At 69.6% G+C, this 16440-nt stretch carries 17 protein-coding genes and 1 pseudogene; 14 read left to right on the top strand and 4 right to left on the bottom strand.

Annotated elements, in window-relative coordinates:
* The 8 genes from ACM2XV_RS05425 to ACM2XV_RS05390 all read left to right on the top strand — a co-directional run.
* Nucleotides 1–853: cell division protein FtsQ/DivIB (locus ACM2XV_RS05425; RefSeq protein WP_487026206.1), on the top strand; the 853-nt coding region annotated here is incomplete at its 5' end.
* A gap of 172 nt (nt 854–1025) precedes the next feature.
* Entirely contained in the window at nt 1026–2195 is a 1170-nt protein-coding gene (gene ftsZ, locus ACM2XV_RS05420) for a cell division protein FtsZ (protein ID WP_344778189.1), read from the top strand.
* 3 nt (nt 2196–2198) lie between these two features.
* Entirely contained in the window at nt 2199–2888 is a 690-nt protein-coding gene (locus ACM2XV_RS05415; RefSeq protein WP_487026205.1) for a YggS family pyridoxal phosphate-dependent enzyme, read from the top strand.
* A 71-nt stretch (nt 2889–2959) separates the two neighbouring features.
* Nucleotides 2960–3457, top strand: a complete 498-nt coding sequence (locus tag ACM2XV_RS05410) for a cell division protein SepF (RefSeq protein WP_344778186.1) — start codon at nt 2960–2962, stop codon at nt 3455–3457.
* Between the two features lie 47 nt (nt 3458–3504).
* Nucleotides 3505–3807 (top strand): YggT family protein, encoded by a 303-nt coding sequence (locus ACM2XV_RS05405; RefSeq protein WP_344778184.1) that lies wholly within the window; start codon nt 3505–3507, stop codon nt 3805–3807.
* Nucleotides 3808–3894: 87 nt separating this feature from the next.
* A complete protein-coding gene (locus tag ACM2XV_RS05400; RefSeq protein ID WP_487026204.1) occupies nt 3895–4575 on the top strand; it encodes a DivIVA domain-containing protein in 681 nt (226 codons plus the stop codon).
* Nucleotides 4565–5161, top strand: coding sequence for a signal peptidase II (gene lspA, locus ACM2XV_RS05395; RefSeq protein WP_487026203.1), 597 nt, complete (start codon nt 4565–4567; stop codon nt 5159–5161). Before ACM2XV_RS05400 ends, lspA begins: the two co-directional genes overlap by 11 nt.
* A complete protein-coding gene (locus ACM2XV_RS05390; RefSeq protein ID WP_487026202.1) occupies nt 5148–6065 on the top strand; it encodes an RluA family pseudouridine synthase in 918 nt (305 codons plus the stop codon). Before lspA ends, ACM2XV_RS05390 begins: the two co-directional genes overlap by 14 nt.
* A gap of 83 nt (nt 6066–6148) precedes the next feature.
* Here the strand turns inward: ACM2XV_RS05390 and ACM2XV_RS05385 are convergent, their stop codons facing one another.
* Nucleotides 6149–6499: a hypothetical protein gene (locus tag ACM2XV_RS05385; RefSeq protein WP_487026201.1), complete on the bottom strand. Its 351-nt coding sequence runs from the start codon at nt 6497–6499 to the stop codon at nt 6149–6151.
* Nucleotides 6500–6624: 125 nt separating this feature from the next.
* On the opposite strand from ACM2XV_RS05385, the gene dnaE reads away from it, so the two are divergent.
* The 4 genes from dnaE (at nt 6625) to ACM2XV_RS05365 (ending at nt 13077) form a co-directional block, all read left to right on the top strand.
* Entirely contained in the window at nt 6625–10158 is a 3534-nt protein-coding gene (gene dnaE / locus ACM2XV_RS05380) for a DNA polymerase III subunit alpha (protein ID WP_344778174.1), read from the top strand.
* Between the two features lie 21 nt (nt 10159–10179).
* Nucleotides 10180–11487, top strand: a complete 1308-nt coding sequence (hisD, locus tag ACM2XV_RS05375; RefSeq protein WP_487026200.1) for a histidinol dehydrogenase — start codon at nt 10180–10182, stop codon at nt 11485–11487.
* A gap of 9 nt (nt 11488–11496) precedes the next feature.
* Nucleotides 11497–11961 (top strand): transcriptional regulator NrdR, encoded by a 465-nt coding sequence (nrdR, locus tag ACM2XV_RS05370; protein WP_344778170.1) that lies wholly within the window; start codon nt 11497–11499, stop codon nt 11959–11961.
* 78 nt (nt 11962–12039) lie between these two features.
* Complete coding sequence (locus tag ACM2XV_RS05365) at nt 12040–13077, top strand: quinone-dependent dihydroorotate dehydrogenase (RefSeq protein ID WP_487026199.1); 1038 nt, start codon at nt 12040–12042, stop codon at nt 13075–13077.
* 32 nt (nt 13078–13109) lie between these two features.
* On the opposite strand, the gene ACM2XV_RS05360 is transcribed toward ACM2XV_RS05365, so the two are convergent.
* Complete coding sequence (locus ACM2XV_RS05360) at nt 13110–13973, bottom strand: NAD(P)H-binding protein (RefSeq protein ID WP_487026198.1); 864 nt, start codon at nt 13971–13973, stop codon at nt 13110–13112.
* 137 nt (nt 13974–14110) lie between these two features.
* On the opposite strand from ACM2XV_RS05360, the gene ACM2XV_RS05355 reads away from it, so the two are divergent.
* The gene (locus ACM2XV_RS05355) at nt 14111–14470 is read left to right on the top strand and encodes a winged helix-turn-helix transcriptional regulator (RefSeq protein ID WP_344778164.1); all 360 of its coding nucleotides are present in this window, start codon (nt 14111–14113) and stop codon (nt 14468–14470) included.
* Nucleotides 14471–14483: 13 nt separating this feature from the next.
* On the opposite strand, the gene ACM2XV_RS05350 is transcribed toward ACM2XV_RS05355, so the two are convergent.
* Both ACM2XV_RS05350 and ACM2XV_RS05345 read right to left on the bottom strand, forming a co-directional pair.
* Nucleotides 14484–15413, bottom strand: coding sequence for an RNase H family protein (locus tag ACM2XV_RS05350; protein WP_487026197.1), 930 nt, complete (start codon nt 15411–15413; stop codon nt 14484–14486).
* Between the two features lie 10 nt (nt 15414–15423).
* Nucleotides 15424–16032, bottom strand: a complete 609-nt coding sequence (locus tag ACM2XV_RS05345; RefSeq protein ID WP_344778160.1) for a DUF3043 domain-containing protein — start codon at nt 16030–16032, stop codon at nt 15424–15426.
* Between the two features lie 40 nt (nt 16033–16072).
* Between ACM2XV_RS05345 and ACM2XV_RS05340 the strand changes: the two are divergent.
* A pseudogene (locus ACM2XV_RS05340) lies at nt 16073–16440 on the top strand (dipeptidase); the annotation flags it as partial.

The following is a 16440-nucleotide window of genomic DNA, read 5'->3' as shown; positions in this document are numbered from 1 at the left end:
CGAGCGCCTCGACGGGCCCGCGCGGCCGCAGGACACGCGGCCATCGGAGCGCCCGAAGGCGGATTCCCCGGCGGCCCCCGCCTCGAGGTTCGCGAGCTGGCGCGAACTGCGCCGCGCGGTCGCGGCCCGGCGAAGGATCGAGCGCGAGGAGGCGCGGCGCTTCACGGCACGCACCCGCCGACGCAGGCAGATCCAGCTCGGCATCGCCGGGTTCGTCGTGCTGGTGCTCGGCGGCGCGGTCGTGACCGCGTATTCGCCGGTGATGTCACTGCGGCACATCGAGGTCGTCGGCACCCACAACGTGAAAGCCGCCGAGGTCCAGAAGGCGCTTGCGGGCGAGCTCGGCACCCCGTTGCCGCTCGTGAGGTCGGCCGACGTGGCGCACGCCCTCGACGACTTCCGCCTCATCGAGTCGTACAGCACGCAGCTCGAGCCGCCGTCGACGCTCGTCGTGCGCATCACCGAGCGCACGCCGCTCGGCGTGGTCAAGCAGGGCTCGAGCTACGAGGTCGTAGATCAGGCGGGTGTCGTGCTGTCGGCCGGGGCGACGCCGGCCGCCGGTCTGCCGATCATCACCGTGCCGAAGGGCGAGCAGCCCGAGAAGTCGACGGGCTTCGCGGCAACGGCCGCCGTGATCGCGGCGCTGCCTTCGACGGTGCGCACCACCGTGACCGGCGCGAGCGCGACCGGCGCCAACGACGTGACCTTCACGCTGAAGGGGGGCAAGCGGGTCATCTGGGGCGGCACGGGCGACATGGACCTCAAGACCGCCGACCTTCAAGCTCTGCTGAAGGGTGCGGCGGGGGCATCCGTCTACGACGTGTCGAGTCCGCGCGCGCCGATCACGCGCTGACGCGACTCGGGCCACCTCGTTTTCGAGCGAATAACGGCGACACGCGCAGATACACGGCGGGCGTTCGGATGCCGCGCCCTACCCTCAGGTGAAGGAAATGCATACCGAGCATAACTTTTACCCTCTACTTGAGGTTGAAGGTTGAGCGCAGGTTCAACGCGGAGGCCAGAGCGTGAGCACTAACCAGAACTACCTCGCCGTCATCAAGGTGGTCGGCATCGGCGGCGGCGGCGTCAACGCCGTCAACCGCATGATCGAGCTCGGCCTGCGCGGGGTCGAGTTCATCGCCATCAACACCGACGCGCAGGCGCTGCTGATGAGCGACGCCGACGTGAAGCTCGACGTGGGCCGCGAGATCACCCGCGGCCTCGGCGCGGGCGCGGACCCCGAGGTCGGGCGCCGTGCCGCAGAGGACCACGCGGAGGAGATCGAAGAGGCGCTCGCCGGCGCCGACATGGTCTTCGTGACCGCGGGCGAGGGCGGCGGCACCGGCACCGGCGGCGCGCCCGTCGTGGCCCGCATCGCGAAGTCGATCGGCGCTCTGACCATCGGTGTCGTCACCAAGCCGTTCAGCTTCGAGGGCAAGCGCCGTGCCGACTCGGCCGCAGCGGGCGTCGCGCGGCTCAAGGAAGAGGTCGACACCCTCATCGTCGTGCCGAACGACCGCCTGCTCGAGATCAGCGACCGCGGCATCTCGATGATGGAGGCGTTCACCACGGCCGACCAGGTGCTGCTGGCCGGTGTGCAGGGCATCACCGACCTGATCACGACGCCCGGTCTCATCAACCTCGACTTCGCCGACGTGAAGTCGGTCATGCAGGGCGCGGGCTCCGCACTCATGGGCATCGGCTCCGCGCGCGGGGCCGATCGCGCGATCAAGGCGGCCGAGCTCGCCGTTGCGAGCCCGCTGCTCGAGGCCTCGATCGAGGGCGCGCGCGGCGTGCTGCTGTCGATCCAGGGCGGCAGCAACCTGGGCATCTTCGAGATCAACGACGCGGCCCGCCTGGTGCAAGAGGTCGTGCACCCCGAGGCCAACATCATCTTCGGAACCGTGATCGACGACACCCTCGGCGACGAGGTGCGCGTCACGGTCATCGCGGCCGGCTTCGACGGCGGCGAGCCCAATGCGAAGTCCGACCCGGGCGCCCACCGCGCCGAGCCGGTCACGACCGAGCCCGCTTCGAAGACCGCCGTCGCCGGCGAGGACACCGCTGCGCTCGCGCCCGAGGACCTGCCCGTCGCCGCGTGGGAGCCGACCCCCGCCGCCGAGGCGCCGACGCTTCCCGCCGACCGCGACTTCGACGACGCCGACGGCATCGACATCCCTGATTTTCTGAAGTAGACCTTGCCTGATCTCGCAGAGCGGCTCGCCGCGGTGCGAGCCGAGATCGCGGATGCCGCACGTGCAGCCGGCCGCAGCGAGAACGAGCTGACGACCATCGTCGTCACGAAGTTCCACCCGGCCGGCCTCGTGCGCGAACTGCACGCCCTCGGCGTGCGGAACGTGGGCGAGAACCGCCACCAGGAGGCGATGGCCAAGGCGTCCGAGCTCGCCGAGCTCGACGACCTCACATGGCACTTCATCGGCCAGCTGCAGTCGAACAAGGCGCGGCAGGTGCGGCGCTACTCGCACATCGTGCACTCGGTCGACCGTCCGGCCCTCGTGGAGGCGCTCGCGCGTCGCGATGGCGACTCCGCCGACGAGGTTACAGAGGTCTTCCTGCAGCTGAACCTCACCCACGACCCCGAGCGCGGAGGCGTCGCACCCGACCGGCTCGAGCCTCTCGCCGAACGCGCCCTCGCCGCGCCCGGTCTGCGCGTGCTCGGGGTGATGGCCGTCGCGCCGCTGGGGGAGGAGCCGCGCGCGGCGTTCGCCCGCGTGCGTGAGGCATCCGATCGCCTGCGCTCGCTCGCGCCCGAGGCCCGCGCCATCTCGGCGGGCATGTCCGGAGATTTCCGCGAGGCGATCCTCGAAGGCGCGACACACCTTCGCATCGGGACGGCAATCACGGGTTCGCGGCCTGCGCCACGTTAATCTGGCCCAGTCAGCAGACAGTGCCACTGCATTTCGGGCGCGGCATATCGAGCACGGCAACGGAGGACGAAATGGCCAACCCGCTCAAGAAGACCATGGTCTACCTCGGTCTCGCGGACGAAGAGTTCGAGTACGAGGAGGACCAGCCGCGCGAGAGCGCGCCGGTCAGCCACGCCCCGCAGCAGGCGGCATCGCCGGTTGCTCCGGCACCGCAGCCGCGCCCCGAGCGCGCGCCCGTCGTGCCGATCCGCAAGAACACCCCCGTTCGAGCACAGGCGGTTCCTGAGATGAACGAGATCCTCACGGTGCACCCGCGCCAGTACCGCGACGCGCAGGCGATCGCCGAAGCATTCCGCGACGGCATCCCGGTGATCATCAATCTGTCGCAGATGAACGACAGCGACGCGCGCCGCCTCATCGACTTCGCGAGCGGTCTCTCGCAGGGCCTGCTCGGCAAGATCGAGCGCGTGACGAACAAGGTCTTCCTGCTCTCGCCGCAGCACGTGTCAGTGCTGGGTGAGCAGAAGGCGGCCGGCGAGGGCGACGCGTCGTTCTTCGCTCAGGCCTGAGCGCCGACGGTCAGGCCTGAGCCAGGCACCTCCGCGATACTTCTAGAGTGCTTGCCCTCGCGATCGTCGCCAGCGTCGTCTACTACCTGCTGCTGATCTACTTCCTCACCATGTGGGCGCGATTCGTGCTCGATCTGGTGCGCGCGCTGCGGCGCGGCTGGCGCCCCCGGGGTGCCGGCCTCGTCGCCGCAGAAGCGGTGTACACGGTCACGGACCCGCCCATCCGGCTCTTCCGCCGGCTGCTGCCGCCGGTGTCCTTCGGCCCCGTCGCGCTCGACTTCGGCTGGCCGATCACGATGCTGTGCGTCGTCATCGCGATGTACCTCGTGGGGCTGTTCGCACTCGTCTGAGCGATCACCGGGCGGGTAGTCTGGTTTGCTAAGTTTGGTCCAACACGTCCCTGACGTTCCCGATTCGAAAGCTAAGGGTGGAAAGCCATGGCGCTTACTCCGGAAGACGTAGTCAACAAGCGGTTCCAGCCGACGAAGTTCCGCGAGGGCTACGACCAGGACGAGGTCGATGACTTCCTCGACGAGGTCGTCGTCGAGCTGCGTCGCCTCAACCAGGAGAACGACGAGCTGAAGCAGCGCCTCGTCGCCGCCGACTCGCGGGTCGCCGAGCTGCAGCGCAGCGGTGGTGCGGCCCAGACGCCGGCTCCTGCTCCCGCCGTCGCCCCTGCTCCCGCGGCCGCTCCCGCCCCGACCACGGCTGCTCCGGTCGCCGCGCCGTCGGACGTCGACGAGACGCAGAGCACCAACAACCTGCTGCAGCTGGCCCGCCGCCTGCACGAAGAGCACGTCGCCGAGGGCAAGGCCAAGCGCGACGAGCTCATCGCCGAGGGCCACGCGACCGCGGCGCGCCTCGTGGCCGAGGCCGAGTCGAAGCAGAAGGAGCAGATCGCGATCCTCGACAAGCAGCGCGTCACGCTCGAGAACAAGATCGACGAGCTGCGCACCTTCGAGCGCGACTACCGCGCCAAGCTGAAGAGCTACATCGAGGGCCAGCTGCGCGACCTCGACGCATCGGGCAGCGGCAGCGTCGCTGCGAACACCGGCGCCGCTCCGGTGTCTGCGCAGAACACGGGCTCGACTCCGAGCTACCAGGGCTTTGGAGCGTAGCGCCTCCGCGAAGGTCAGCGTCCGCGCGATCGTCGTCCTCGCCGCCGTAGCCGTCTTCGTTCTTCTCGTCGACCAGGTGGCCAAGGCCCTCGTTCTCGCGCACCTCACAGAAGGCGAGCAGGTTCCCGTTCTGGGGAACCTGCTCGTCTTTCTGTTCACCCGCAATCCGGGCGCGGCCTTCTCGATCGGCACCGGCTCGACCTGGATCTTCACGATCATCGCGATCGGGGTGTTCGCGTTCGTCATCTGGTACGCCCGGCGCATCCGCACGGTGTGGTGGGCGATCGTCTTCGGCCTGCTGCTCGGCGGCCTGCTCGGCAACCTCTACGACCGGCTGTTCCGCCCGCCGGGGTTCGGCCAGGGCGAGGTCATCGACTTCATCAAGGTCCCCCTGCTGCCGGCGATCTTCAACCTCGCAGACTCCGCGATCGTCGCGGCGATGGCGCTGTTCCTGATCCTCACGCTGCTCGGCGTCGGGCTCGACGGGCGGCGTCCGTCCTCGTCCGATGCCGATAACGGCGCCGCTGTGGCGGATGCCGCGCCCGATGTGCGCCCCTCGGAAGAGCACCGCGATGGAGACGCGTAGCTACTCGATCCCCGACGGGCTCGAAGGCAGTCGAGTCGATGCGGGGGTGGCGCGCCTGCTCGGCTTCTCGCGGTCGTTCGCGGCCGAGGTCGCGGAAGCCGGGGGAGTGCTGCTCGACGGCCGCCCCGTCGGGAAGAGCGACCGCCTGACGGCCGGGTCCTGGCTCGAGGTGTCGTGGGAGGAACGCCGCGGCCCCGAGGTCGTGCCGATCGCCGTGCCCGAGCTCAAGATCGTTCACGACGACGACGACCTCGTGGTCGTCGACAAGCCGTTCGGCGTGGCGGCCCACCCGTCCGTGGGCTGGGAAGGGCCGACCGTCGTCGGGGCACTCGCCGCAGCCGGCTACCGCATCTCGACGTCGGGCGCGGCCGAGCGGCAGGGCGTCGTGCACCGGCTCGACGCCGGCACCTCGGGGCTGATGGTGGTCGCGAAGAGCGAGTACGCGTACACCATGCTGAAGCGCGCGTTCCACGACCGCACCGTCGAGAAGATCTACCACGCCGTCGTGCAGGGGCACCCCGACCCGCTGGCCGGCACGATCGACGCGCCGATCGGCAGGCATCCCAAGTCGGACTGGAAGTTCGCCGTCGTCTCGGGCGGCAAGCCGTCCGTCACGCATTACGAGACGATCGAGGCGTTTCCCGCGGCGAGCCTGCTCGAGATCCACCTCGAGACCGGGCGCACGCACCAGATCCGCGTGCACATGGCGGCTCAGCGGCATCCGTGCGTCGGCGACGCGCTCTACGGGGCGGACCCGACGTTGTCGGCGCGCCTGGGTCTCACCCGCCAGTGGCTGCACGCGGTTCAGCTCGGCTTCGAGCACCCGGGCACGGGGCAGTGGGTGCAGTTCAACACCGACTACCCGGCCGATCTGCAGCACGCGCTGGACGTGCTGAGCGCGTAGCGCGACCTGCGCCGCCGCGGCCCTCGTCGCGCCACGCCCTCGACTGCCCCCCGAGACGTTCCATAAGGGGCTTATCGCGGGGGCTATTCCGCCGTTTCGGAACGTCTCGGTGCGGGTTCGGATGCCTCCACTCCGCTGATCTCGACGTAGAACGGCTCGTTGTTGAGCGGGCCGTTCTTGGCCGAGAGCCGCAGGTTGGCATCCTCGGGCACGACGTAGCTGCGCTCGCGCAGCCCGAGCAGCCACGGCAGCGCGAGGTAGCGCACGCCGACCGCGATGCTGTGCTTTCCCGCGGCGACCGGGACACGCGACGGCCGTCGCCACTCGGCGCGGTGCTCCTCGCCGTCGATGACCAGGACGGGCCTTCCCAGCAGGTACATGAACCACGCGTTCACCCAGTGTCCGCGGGCGGTGAGTTCGAGCGCAGAGGCCACGACCGAAGCCTACGGGTTGGTCCCGGGCGGGCATCCCGCAACCCTCAAGCTGCGCTTGAAGCGTGTCGCTCGACCACGCGTGTGACGGCCGGTCGATGTCGGTGGCGTATTGCAGAATCGAAGACATGGCATCCGACTCGTTCGTCCATCTGCACGTGCACAGCGAGTACTCCATGCTCGACGGCGCCGCCCGCGTCGGTGAGCTGCTCGACGCCGCGGTCGAGCAGCAGATGCCCGCCGTGGCGGTCACCGACCATGGCAACATGTTCGGCGCCTTCGACTTCTGGAAGACGGCCACCAGCAAGGGCATCAAGCCGATCATCGGGGTCGAGGCGTACCTGACGCCGGGCACCCACCGCACCGACAAGACGCGCGTGCGCTGGGGCGACGGGGGCGGCGACGACGTGTCGGGTTCCGGCGCCTACACGCACATGACGATGTTCGCCGAGACCACAGAGGGCATGCACAACCTCTTCCGGCTGTCGTCGCTGGCGTCGATCGAGGGCTACTACTTCAAACCTCGCATGGACCGCGAGCTGCTCAACACCTATGCCAAGGGCATCATCGCGACGACGGGGTGCCCGTCGGGCGAGGTGCAGACCCGCCTGCGTCTCGGCCAGTACAAAGAGGCCGTCGAGGCGGCGGCCGAGTTCCGCGACATCTTCGGCAAAGACAACTTCTATGCCGAGATCATGGACCACGGCCTCGGCATCGAGCGCCGCATCATGGGCGACCTGATCAAGCTCGCGAAGGACCTCGGCCTGCCGCTGGTCGCCACGAACGACCTGCACTACACGCACGCGGAAGACCACACCAGCCACGCGGCGCTGCTGTGCGTGCAGTCGGGCTCGACGCTCAACGACCCGAACCGCTTCAAGTTCGACGCAGACGAGTTCTATCTCAAGACCCCAGAGCAGATGCGGCAGCTGTTCCGCGACCACCCCGAGGCGTGCGACAACACGCTGGCGATCGCCGAGCGGTGCAACGTCGAGTTCGAGCTGTCGACCGGCAAGTACATGCCGAAGTTCCCCGTGCCAGAGGGTGAGACCGAAGACAGCTGGTTCGTCAAAGAGGTCAACGCGGGTCTCGAGCGCCGCTACCCGGGCGGCGTTCCCGAGAAGGTGCGCAAGCAGGCCGACTACGAGATCGGCATCATCACGCAGATGGGGTTCCCCGGCTACTTCCTGGTGGTCGCCGACTTCATCAACTGGTCCAAGCGGAACGGCATCCGCGTCGGGCCGGGCCGTGGTTCCGGTGCGGGCTCGATGGCGGCGTACGCGTTGCGCATCACCGACCTCGACCCGCTTGAGCACGGCCTCATCTTCGAGCGCTTCCTCAACCCCGACCGCGTCTCGATGCCCGACTTCGACGTCGACTTCGACGACCGCCGCCGCCTCGAGGCCGTGAAGTACGTGACCGAGAAGTACGGCGCCGAGCGTGTGGCGCAGATCGTGACGTACGGCACGATCAAGGCGAAGCAGGCCCTGAAGGATGCCGGTCGCGTGCTCGGCTTCCCGTTCTCGATGGGCGAGAAGCTCACGAAGGCGATGCCTCCGGCCGTGATGGGCAAAGACATCCCGCTCTACCAGATCTTCGACAAAGACAGCCCGCGCTACAAAGAGGCGAGCGAGATCCGCGCGGTCGTCGAGAACGATCCAGAGGCGAAGACCGTCTTCGACACCGCGCTCGGCCTCGAGGGACTGAAGCGCCAGTGGGGTGTGCACGCCGCGGGCGTGATCATGTCGAGCGACCCGATCATCGACATCATCCCGATCATGAAGCGCGAGCAGGACGGGCAGATCGTCACCCAGTTCGACTACCCGGCCGCCGAGTCGCTCGGCCTGATCAAGATGGACTTCCTGGGCCTCAGGAACCTGACGATCATCAGCGACGCGCTCGACAACATCAAGGCGAACACGGGCACCGAGCTCGACCTCGAGGGCCTCGCCCTCGACGACCGAGACGCCTACGACCTGTTGACCCGGGGCGACACCCTGGGCGTGTTCCAGCTCGATGGCGGCCCCATGCGCGCCCTGCTGCGCCAGATGAAGCCCGACAACTTCGAAGACATCTCGGCGCTCATCGCCCTGTACCGGCCGGGGCCCATGGGTGCGAACTCTCACATCAACTACGCGCTGCGCAAGAACGGGCTGCAAGAGGTCACGCCGATCCACCCCGAGCTCGAGGAACCGCTGAAGGACATCCTCGACACGAGCTACGGCCTGATCATCTATCAGGAGCAGGTCATGGCCATCGCGCAGAAGGTGGCGGGCTTCTCGCTCGGCCAGGCCGACATCCTGCGCCGCGCGATGGGCAAGAAGAAGAAGTCCGAGCTCGACAAGCAGCAGGCCGGCTTCTACGCCGGCATGAAGGAACGCGGCTATTCGAAGGCCGCGATGGACAAGCTGTGGGAGATCCTGCTGCCGTTCTCCGACTACGCCTTCAACAAGGCGCACTCGGCGGCATACGGCGTCGTCTCCTACTGGACCGCGTACCTCAAGGCCCATTACCCCGCCGAGTACATGGCCGCGCTGCTGACCAGCGTCGGCGACTCGAAAGACAAGATGGCGCTGTACCTCAACGAGTGCCGCCGCATGGGCATCAAGGTCCTGCCGCCCGATGTCAACGAGTCGATCGGCTTCTTCGCGGCAGTCGGCGCCGACATCCGCTTCGGCCTGGGCGCCGTGCGCAACGTCGGCATGAACGTCGTCGACGGCATCGTCGCCGCACGCACCGAGAAGGGCCGCTTCGAGTCGTTCCACGACTTCCTCAAGAAGGTGCCGCTGCACGTCGCGAACAAGCGCACGGTCGAGTCGCTGATCAAGGCGGGCGCGTTCGACTCGTTCGGGGCATCCCGGCGCGCCCTGCTCGAGATCCACGAGGGCGCCGTCGAGTCCGTCGTCAACGAGAAGCGCGTCGAGGCCACAGGCCAGGCCGGCTTCGACTTCGACATGCTGATGGCGGATGCCGCGGCCGACGGCGGCACCGGGCCGATCTCGATCGTTCCCGAGCGGCCGGAGTGGAGCAAGCGCGACAAGCTCGCCTTCGAGCGCGAGATGCTCGGGCTCTATGTCTCCGACCACCCGCTCGCCGGGCTCGAGCTCGATCTCGCGAAGCAGGCGTCGACCTCGATCACCGACCTCACGACGTCCGACGCCACGCAAGACGGCGATCAGGTGACGATCGCCGGGTTGGTGACCGGCGTGCAGCACCGCGTCGCGAAGCAGTCCGGCAACCAGTACGGCATCATCACCGTCGAGGACTTCGGCGGCGAGATCCAGGTCATGTTCATGGGCAAGGCCTACCAGGAGTTCGCGCCGGCGCTGATCGCCGACTCGATCGTGACCGTGCGCGGCCGAGTCTCGATGCGCGACGACGGCATGAACCTGCATGCCTACAGCCTCACGACGCTGCAGTTCGAGCAGACGGGCGGTGTCGCGGGGCCGCTGCTCATCTCGATGCCCGAGCAGCGCGCGACCGTCGACGTGGTCACCGAGCTCGGCGACGTGCTGATCCGGCACGCCGGCGAGAACGAGGTGCGTCTGAGGCTCACCCGCGGGGGCGTGGCGCGCGTCTTCGAGCTGCCGTACAAGGTGTCGGTCTCGCCCGACCTGTTCGGTGAGCTGAAGGGCCTGCTGGGCCCGGCCTGCCTCGTGTGATCCCGGTAGGCTGAGCGCATCATGATGCGCACCATCGACCTGCGCGGAATCGACCTGACCACGGCCGATCTGCGCACTCTCGCACCCCGCCCCGTCGTCGACATCGAGGTGGCGTCGCGGGCTGCCGGCGAGCTGATCGCGGCGGTGCGCGAGCATGGGTCCGAGGCGCTGCACGACCAGTCCGAGCGCTTCGACGGTGTGCGGCCCGCGTCGCTGCGGGTGCCGGCCGAGGCGATCCGCGCGGCGGTCGACGCACTCGACCCCAAGGTGCGGGCCGCACTGGAGGAGACGATCGTCCGAGTCCGCGCCGCCAGTGCCGCGCAGGTGCCCGCACCTCAGACCACGACGCTGGCCGACGGCGGCGTCGTTGTGCAGCGCTGGCAGCCGGTCACGCGCGCCGGCCTCTACGTGCCGGGCGGCAAGGCCGTCTACCCGTCGAGCGTCATCATGAACGTCGTCCCCGCCCAGGTCGCCGGCGTGCCGTCGCTCGCGCTCGCGAGCCCCGCGCAGAAGGAGTTCGGCGGTCTGCCGCACCCGACCATCCTCGCCGCGGCGGGACTTCTCGGCGTCGACGAGGTGTGGGCCATGGGCGGCGCCGGTGCGATCGGCGCCCTCGCGCATGGCGTTCCCGACGCGGGTCTCGCCCCCGTGCAGCTCATCACCGGCCCTGGCAACATCTACGTCGCGGCGGCCAAGCGGCTCGTGCGCGGCACGGTCGGCATCGACGCGGAGGCCGGCACCACGGAGATCCTGATCATCGCCGACCGCACGGCGAGCCCCAAGCTGGTCGCCGCCGACCTGCTGAGCCAGGCCGAACACGACGAGGCGGCGGCGAGCGTTCTCGTCACCGACTCGTCGGCGCTGGCGGATGCCACGGCAGAGGCCCTCGAGAAGCTGGTGGCCTCTACCGCCAACTCGGAACGAGCCGCGACCGCCCTCGCGGGCCCGCAGTCGGCGATCATGCTCGTCGACGACGAGGTGGCGGCCGCCGCCGTCAGCAACGCCTACGCCCCTGAGCACCTCGAGCTGCACACGGCCGACCCGCGCGCGACCCTCGCGAGGATCACCGACGCGGGTGCGATCTTCCTCGGGAACTACTCGCCCGTGAGCCTCGGCGACTACATGGCCGGGTCGAACCACGTGCTGCCGACGGGCGGCGCGGCGCGCTTCTCCTCCGCGCTCGGCGCGTATTCGTTCCTTCGCCCCCAGCAGGTCATCGAGTACGACCGCTCGGCACTGGCATCCGTTCGCGACCGCATCATCGATCTCGCCGGGGCCGAGGCGCTGCCGGCGCACGGCGAGGCGGTCGCTGTGCGGTTCGACGGTTAGGGTTTCTGCATGTTCTGCCCGTTCTGCCGCCACCCCGACTCCCGCGTGATCGACTCCCGCACGAGCGACGACGGGCTGTCGATCCGGCGTCGGCGACAGTGCCCGGAATGCGGCCGCCGCTTCTCGACGATCGAGACGGCGAGCCTCAACGTGATCAAGCGCTCGGGGGTCGTCGAGCCGTTCAGCCGCGAGAAGGTCATCTCGGGGGTGCGCAAGGCATGCCAGGGCCGACCCGTCACCGACAGCGACCTCGCCGTGCTGGCGCAGAAGGTCGAAGAGACCATCCGTGCGACCGGTGCCTCGCAGATCGACGCCAACGACATCGGCATCGCGGTGCTTCCCGAGCTGCGCGAGCTCGACGAGGTCGCGTTCCTGCGCTTCGCGAGCGTCTATCAGGCGTTCGACTCGCTCGACGACTTCGAGTCGGCGATCGAGCAGCTGCGCCGCGACCACGCGGCCCTGCGCTCCGAATAGAGGCGCCCGGGCCCTGGGCCGCGCGCCGTGCGACCCCGCCGTCCCGTCGCGCCGGGGGACCAGTATTCTGATCACGGCATGTACCGGATCATCTTCAACCTCGTCTTCACACGTATGGACCCGGAACGGGCTCACCACCTCGCGTACGTCTTCATCCAGGTGATCCAGGCTCTCGGCCTCTCGCGGCTGGTGCACGACTTCACCCGCCCGCGCACCGACCTCACGGTGCATGCGCTCGGCCGCACTTTCGAGACGCCGTTCGGGCTCGCTGCGGGGTTCGACAAGGACGGCAAGATCGTGATGGGCCTCGGCGGCCTCGGCTTCGGTCACGTCGAGGTCGGCACCCTGACCGCGATCGCGCAGCCCGGGAATCCGAAGCCCCGCCTCTTCCGCCTGATCGCCGATCGCGCGCTGATCAACCGCATGGGCTTCAACAACCAGGGCGCGGCGGTGGCCGCGCAGCGGCTGCGCCACCTCGAGAGGCTTCGTCCCCGCCCGGTGCTCGGGGTGAACATCGGCAAGAGCCGTGTCGTCGCCGTCGAGGACGCGGTGCAGGACTATCGCGAGTCGGCATCCGTTCTCGCCCCGGTCGCCGACTATCTCGCGGTGAACGTCTCGTCGCCGAACACGCCGGGCCTGCGCGGGCTGCAGGAGATCGACAAGCTCGCGCCGCTGCTCGAGACCGTCCGGCGGCATTCCGCAGGCACCCCCGTGCTCGTCAAGATCGCACCGGACCTCACCGATGACGAGATCGTCCGCATCGCAGGCATGGCGGTCGAGCTCGGGCTCGACGGCATCATCGCGACGAACACGACGATCGCGCGCGAGGGGCTCGGGCTGAAGACGGATGCCTCCGCCGTCGCGGCCATCGGCGCGGGTGGCCTCTCGGGCGCGCCGCTCGCCGCGCGCTCGCTCGAGGTGCTGAAGCTCATCCGCCAGCACGTTCCCGCGTCCCTGTGCGTGATCTCCGTCGGCGGCGTGCGCACCGCGGCGGATGTCGCCGAGCGGCTCGCGGCCGGCGCGACGCTCGTGCAGGGCTACAGCGAGTTCATCTACGCCGGCCCGCTCTGGGTGCGGTCGATCAACCGCGGCCTCGACCGGCTCCTCAAGAAATAGCCGGCCGAGGCCGCAGCATCAACGGCGCGCGGTCACGCCGGGACCGAGACTCCGCTCAGCGCGTCGACGAAGGGCGTGGTCGGCCGGCCGATGATGCGCGCGAGCGTGCCCGGGGCATCCGCAAGTGCGCCTGAGGCGATCTGCTCGTGGATGCCGGCGAGGAAGTCGGCGTACGGCTCAGGGAAGCCACCCGCGACCAGGCCAGCGCGGAGCTCGGCCCTGTCGACCTCGCGCACCTCGATCTCGCGCCCCGTGACCTGGGCGATCGCCGCGGCGAACTCGCGGTAGTCCCAGGCGTGGTCCCCGCTCAGCTCGTAGGCGCCGGGCTCGACCTCGCCGAGCAGCGCGGCGACGGCGGCCTGCGCGTAGTCCTCGCGCGCGGCGGTCGCGACCCGGCCGGTGCCGGCCGCAGAGAGCAGCACACCGGTCGCAGCGGCGAGCTGCGCCTCGGGCAGCTGGTTCTCGTGGTACCAGCCGTTGCGCAGCAGAATCGCGGGAACCCCGGACTCGGCGATGAGGCGCTCGGTGGCCTGGTGGTCGGGGGCGATCGGGAGTGAGCTGTGCTCCACCCCGAGAACGCTGGTGTAGACGATGCGCTGAGCCCCCGCTGCCGCCGCGGCGTCGATGACGTTGCGGTGCTGCTCGACGCGGGCTCCGGGGACGGCGCCTGAGATCAGCAGAACCTGCTTCGCACCGCGCAGCGCCGCGTGCACGGCCTCGCGGTCGTCGTTGTCGACCTGGCGCGTGTGGACCCCCGTGGAGTCTGCGAGGGCGGCGAGCTTGCTGGAGTCACGCCCGAGGGCGACGATCTGACCCGGCTCGAGCTGCGCACGCAGCAGTCCGGCGACGACGCGGCCGCCGAGCTGCCCGGTGGCGCCGGTGACGATGATCGACATAGGTGGTTCCTCTCTGCGCCCGCCGGCTGATCGACGGGGCGCACAGCAACGCTAGGTTGTTGCCGCCCAATGGGGAAGTACCTACTATTTGGTGCGTAACCCACCTCGTTGACACCGCAACCACCGAAGGCGCGCAGATGACCGAGTTCGACCCCTACAGCAGCGACTGCCCCACGCGCCGCCTGCTCGACCTCATCGGCGACACCTGGACCGTGCTCGTGATCGGCACGCTCGCCGCCGGCCCCGCGCGCTACTCGGCGATCGAGCGGCGCATCGACGGCATCTCGCAGAAGATGCTCACCCAGACCCTGCGCGCGCTCGAGCGCGACGGTCTGGTCACGCGCACGGTCTACCCCGAGATTCCGCCCAAGGTCGAATACGAGCTGACGGATGCCGGGCGCAGCCTGCAGGGCCCGCTGAAGGCCCTCGAGGACTGGGCGACGACGCACATGGGCGGCGTGCTCGACGCCCGCGCCGAGTACGAGCGCTCGGCGTAAGGGCTCTGCGAACTCAGACCGCCGGCGTCCCCTGGTGGAAGCGCAGCTTCCAGCCAGAGGCGGTGCGCACCCACAGCGACGAGCGGCGGGCGAGGCCGCGCGAGCCCGAGGTCTCGAAGACGACGAGCAGCGCATCGGATGCCACGCGCGAGACCCCGAGCACGGCGGACAGCTCGGCGTCGGCGGCGGGGGAGGAGGTGAGCGCCTGGATCGTCGTGTCGCGGTCCCACAGCATGCCTGAGGCGCCGATCTCTTCGAAGTTGGGGTGCAGCAACTCGGCGAGGCGCGACGCGTCCGCACGGACCTCGGCCGTCAGCAGCGACGTCTCGAGGCGCACCACGGTCTCTTCGTCGGTGGCCGGCTCGTCGCGCAGCGGGGCGGCGTCGAAGAGCGCGGGCTCGGGGTCTGCCGGTGCGACAGCCCGGGCGGGGGATGCCTTGGCCGAGGCATCCGCGCCGGGCATCGCGGCCCCCGCCCAGCCGGGCCCGGTCGGAATCGCCGCGCTCTTGCGCTGATAGGCGGTCGCGACCGCACGGGCGCGCAGGTCGGCCGCCTCGTTCAGCTCGTGCCCCGCGTGGCCCTTGACCCACTCGAACACGACGTTGCGCCCCGCGACGAGCTCATCGAGCCGTTGCACGAGCTCGAGGTTCTGCACGGGCTTCCCATCGGCCTTGCGCCAGCCCTTGCGCTTCCAGCCGGGAATCCATTTCGTGACCGTGTTGATCACGTACTGGCTGTCGCAGAGCACCTTGAGCGGCTCGCCGGCGAGCCCGGCGGCCTCGGTCTGCTCGAGCAGATCGACGACGGCCATGAGCTCGCCCATGTTGTTGGTGCCGTGCGGCCAGCCGCCCGCAGCCCAGCAGGAGTCGTCGACGTACCACGCCCAGCCTGCGGGCCCGGGGTTGCCGAGGGCAGACCCGTCTGCGGCGGCGACGATCGTCACGCGGCGCCGATCACGCGGGGGACTGGCCGCGCTTGACCTGCGGCTTCGGCATGCGCAGCGGGCGCAGCTGGATGGCGCGCATCGAGGCGTACCAGCGCACGCCGCGCTCGGCGCTTCCGAACTTGTCGCGCAGACGGCGGGCGAGCATGGCGCCCATGACGAGGCAGTCGATCACCGTGAGCAGGAAGAAGCCCCAGACGACGATCAGCACATACGACGAGATCGTGTTCTTGATGTCTGAGGGGAAGGGCAGGAAGGTCACGAGCAGCAGCACCACGACGATCGGAACGAGGAACTCGCCGACGCTCCAGCGGGCGTCGACGAAGTCGCGCGCGAACTTCTTCTGGGGGCCCTTGTCTCGGGCGGGAAGATAGCGCTCGTCGCCGGCGGCGAGCCCGGCCTGCTGGCGCTCGCGCTCGATGCGCAGGCGCTCGCGGTCGGCGGTGCGGGCGACCTTGCGGTCGGCGGGGACGAGCGGACGCCGGTTCGCGGCCTCGCGCTCCTTCCGGCTGGGGGTGGCGCGGCCCTTGCCGCTGGCGATCACTTCGGCCTGGGCGCGCGCGGCCTCGTCGGCGGCGCTTCCGGCGGTCGGAGCTTCAGTTTTCGAGCGGTTGAACACGGCGATCCTCGGCTTTTCCTATCTGATTAAGCTTAGCCGCATGACGGATGCCGACCCTTCAGCCACCTCTCCGGATCAGTCCATCGCCGAGGCCGTCGCGGGGGGTCTTCCCGCCGCCGTCGCCGACCTGGGCGATCTCGTGCGGATCCCGTCGGTCTCGTGGCCGGCCTTCGACCCCGCCTTCGTCGCGCAGAGCGCCGACGCGGTGGCCGAGCTGCTGCGCGGCACCGGCGTCTTCGACAGCGTCGAGGTCAAGCGCGCGCAGAAGGCCGGATTCCCCGAGGGCGAGCTCGGCCACCCCGCTGTGCTCGCGACGCGTGCCGCGCGGGGCGGGAAGCCGACCGTGCTGCTCTATGCGCACCACGACGTGCAGCCGCCCGGTGACGAGGCCGGCTGGCAGACCAAGCC

The organism is Gryllotalpicola sp. CP2-P1 (genome assembly GCF_057512245.1).
This window is presented reverse-complemented; position numbering and strand designations above follow the sequence as displayed.

Excerpts from the sequence above, each read along its gene's own strand:
- ACM2XV_RS05410 (WP_344778186.1), top strand. The coding sequence starts at position 2,960 with ATGGCCAACCCGCTCAAGAAGACCATGGTCTACCTCGGTCTCGCGGAC.
- ACM2XV_RS05400 (WP_487026204.1), top strand. The coding sequence starts at position 3,895 with ATGGCGCTTACTCCGGAAGACGTAGTCAACAAGCGGTTCCAGCCGACG.
- ACM2XV_RS05390 (WP_487026202.1), top strand. The coding sequence starts at position 5,148 with ATGGAGACGCGTAGCTACTCGATCCCCGACGGGCTCGAAGGCAGTCGA.
- dnaE (WP_344778174.1), top strand. The coding sequence starts at position 6,625 with ATGGCATCCGACTCGTTCGTCCATCTGCACGTGCACAGCGAGTACTCC.
- hisD (WP_487026200.1), top strand. The coding sequence starts at position 10,180 with ATGATGCGCACCATCGACCTGCGCGGAATCGACCTGACCACGGCCGAT.
- nrdR (WP_344778170.1), top strand. The coding sequence starts at position 11,497 with ATGTTCTGCCCGTTCTGCCGCCACCCCGACTCCCGCGTGATCGACTCC.
- ACM2XV_RS05365 (WP_487026199.1), top strand. The coding sequence starts at position 12,040 with ATGTACCGGATCATCTTCAACCTCGTCTTCACACGTATGGACCCGGAA.
- ACM2XV_RS05360 (WP_487026198.1), bottom strand. The coding sequence starts at position 13,973 with ATGTCGATCATCGTCACCGGCGCCACCGGGCAGCTCGGCGGCCGCGTC.
- ACM2XV_RS05355 (WP_344778164.1), top strand. The coding sequence starts at position 14,111 with ATGACCGAGTTCGACCCCTACAGCAGCGACTGCCCCACGCGCCGCCTG.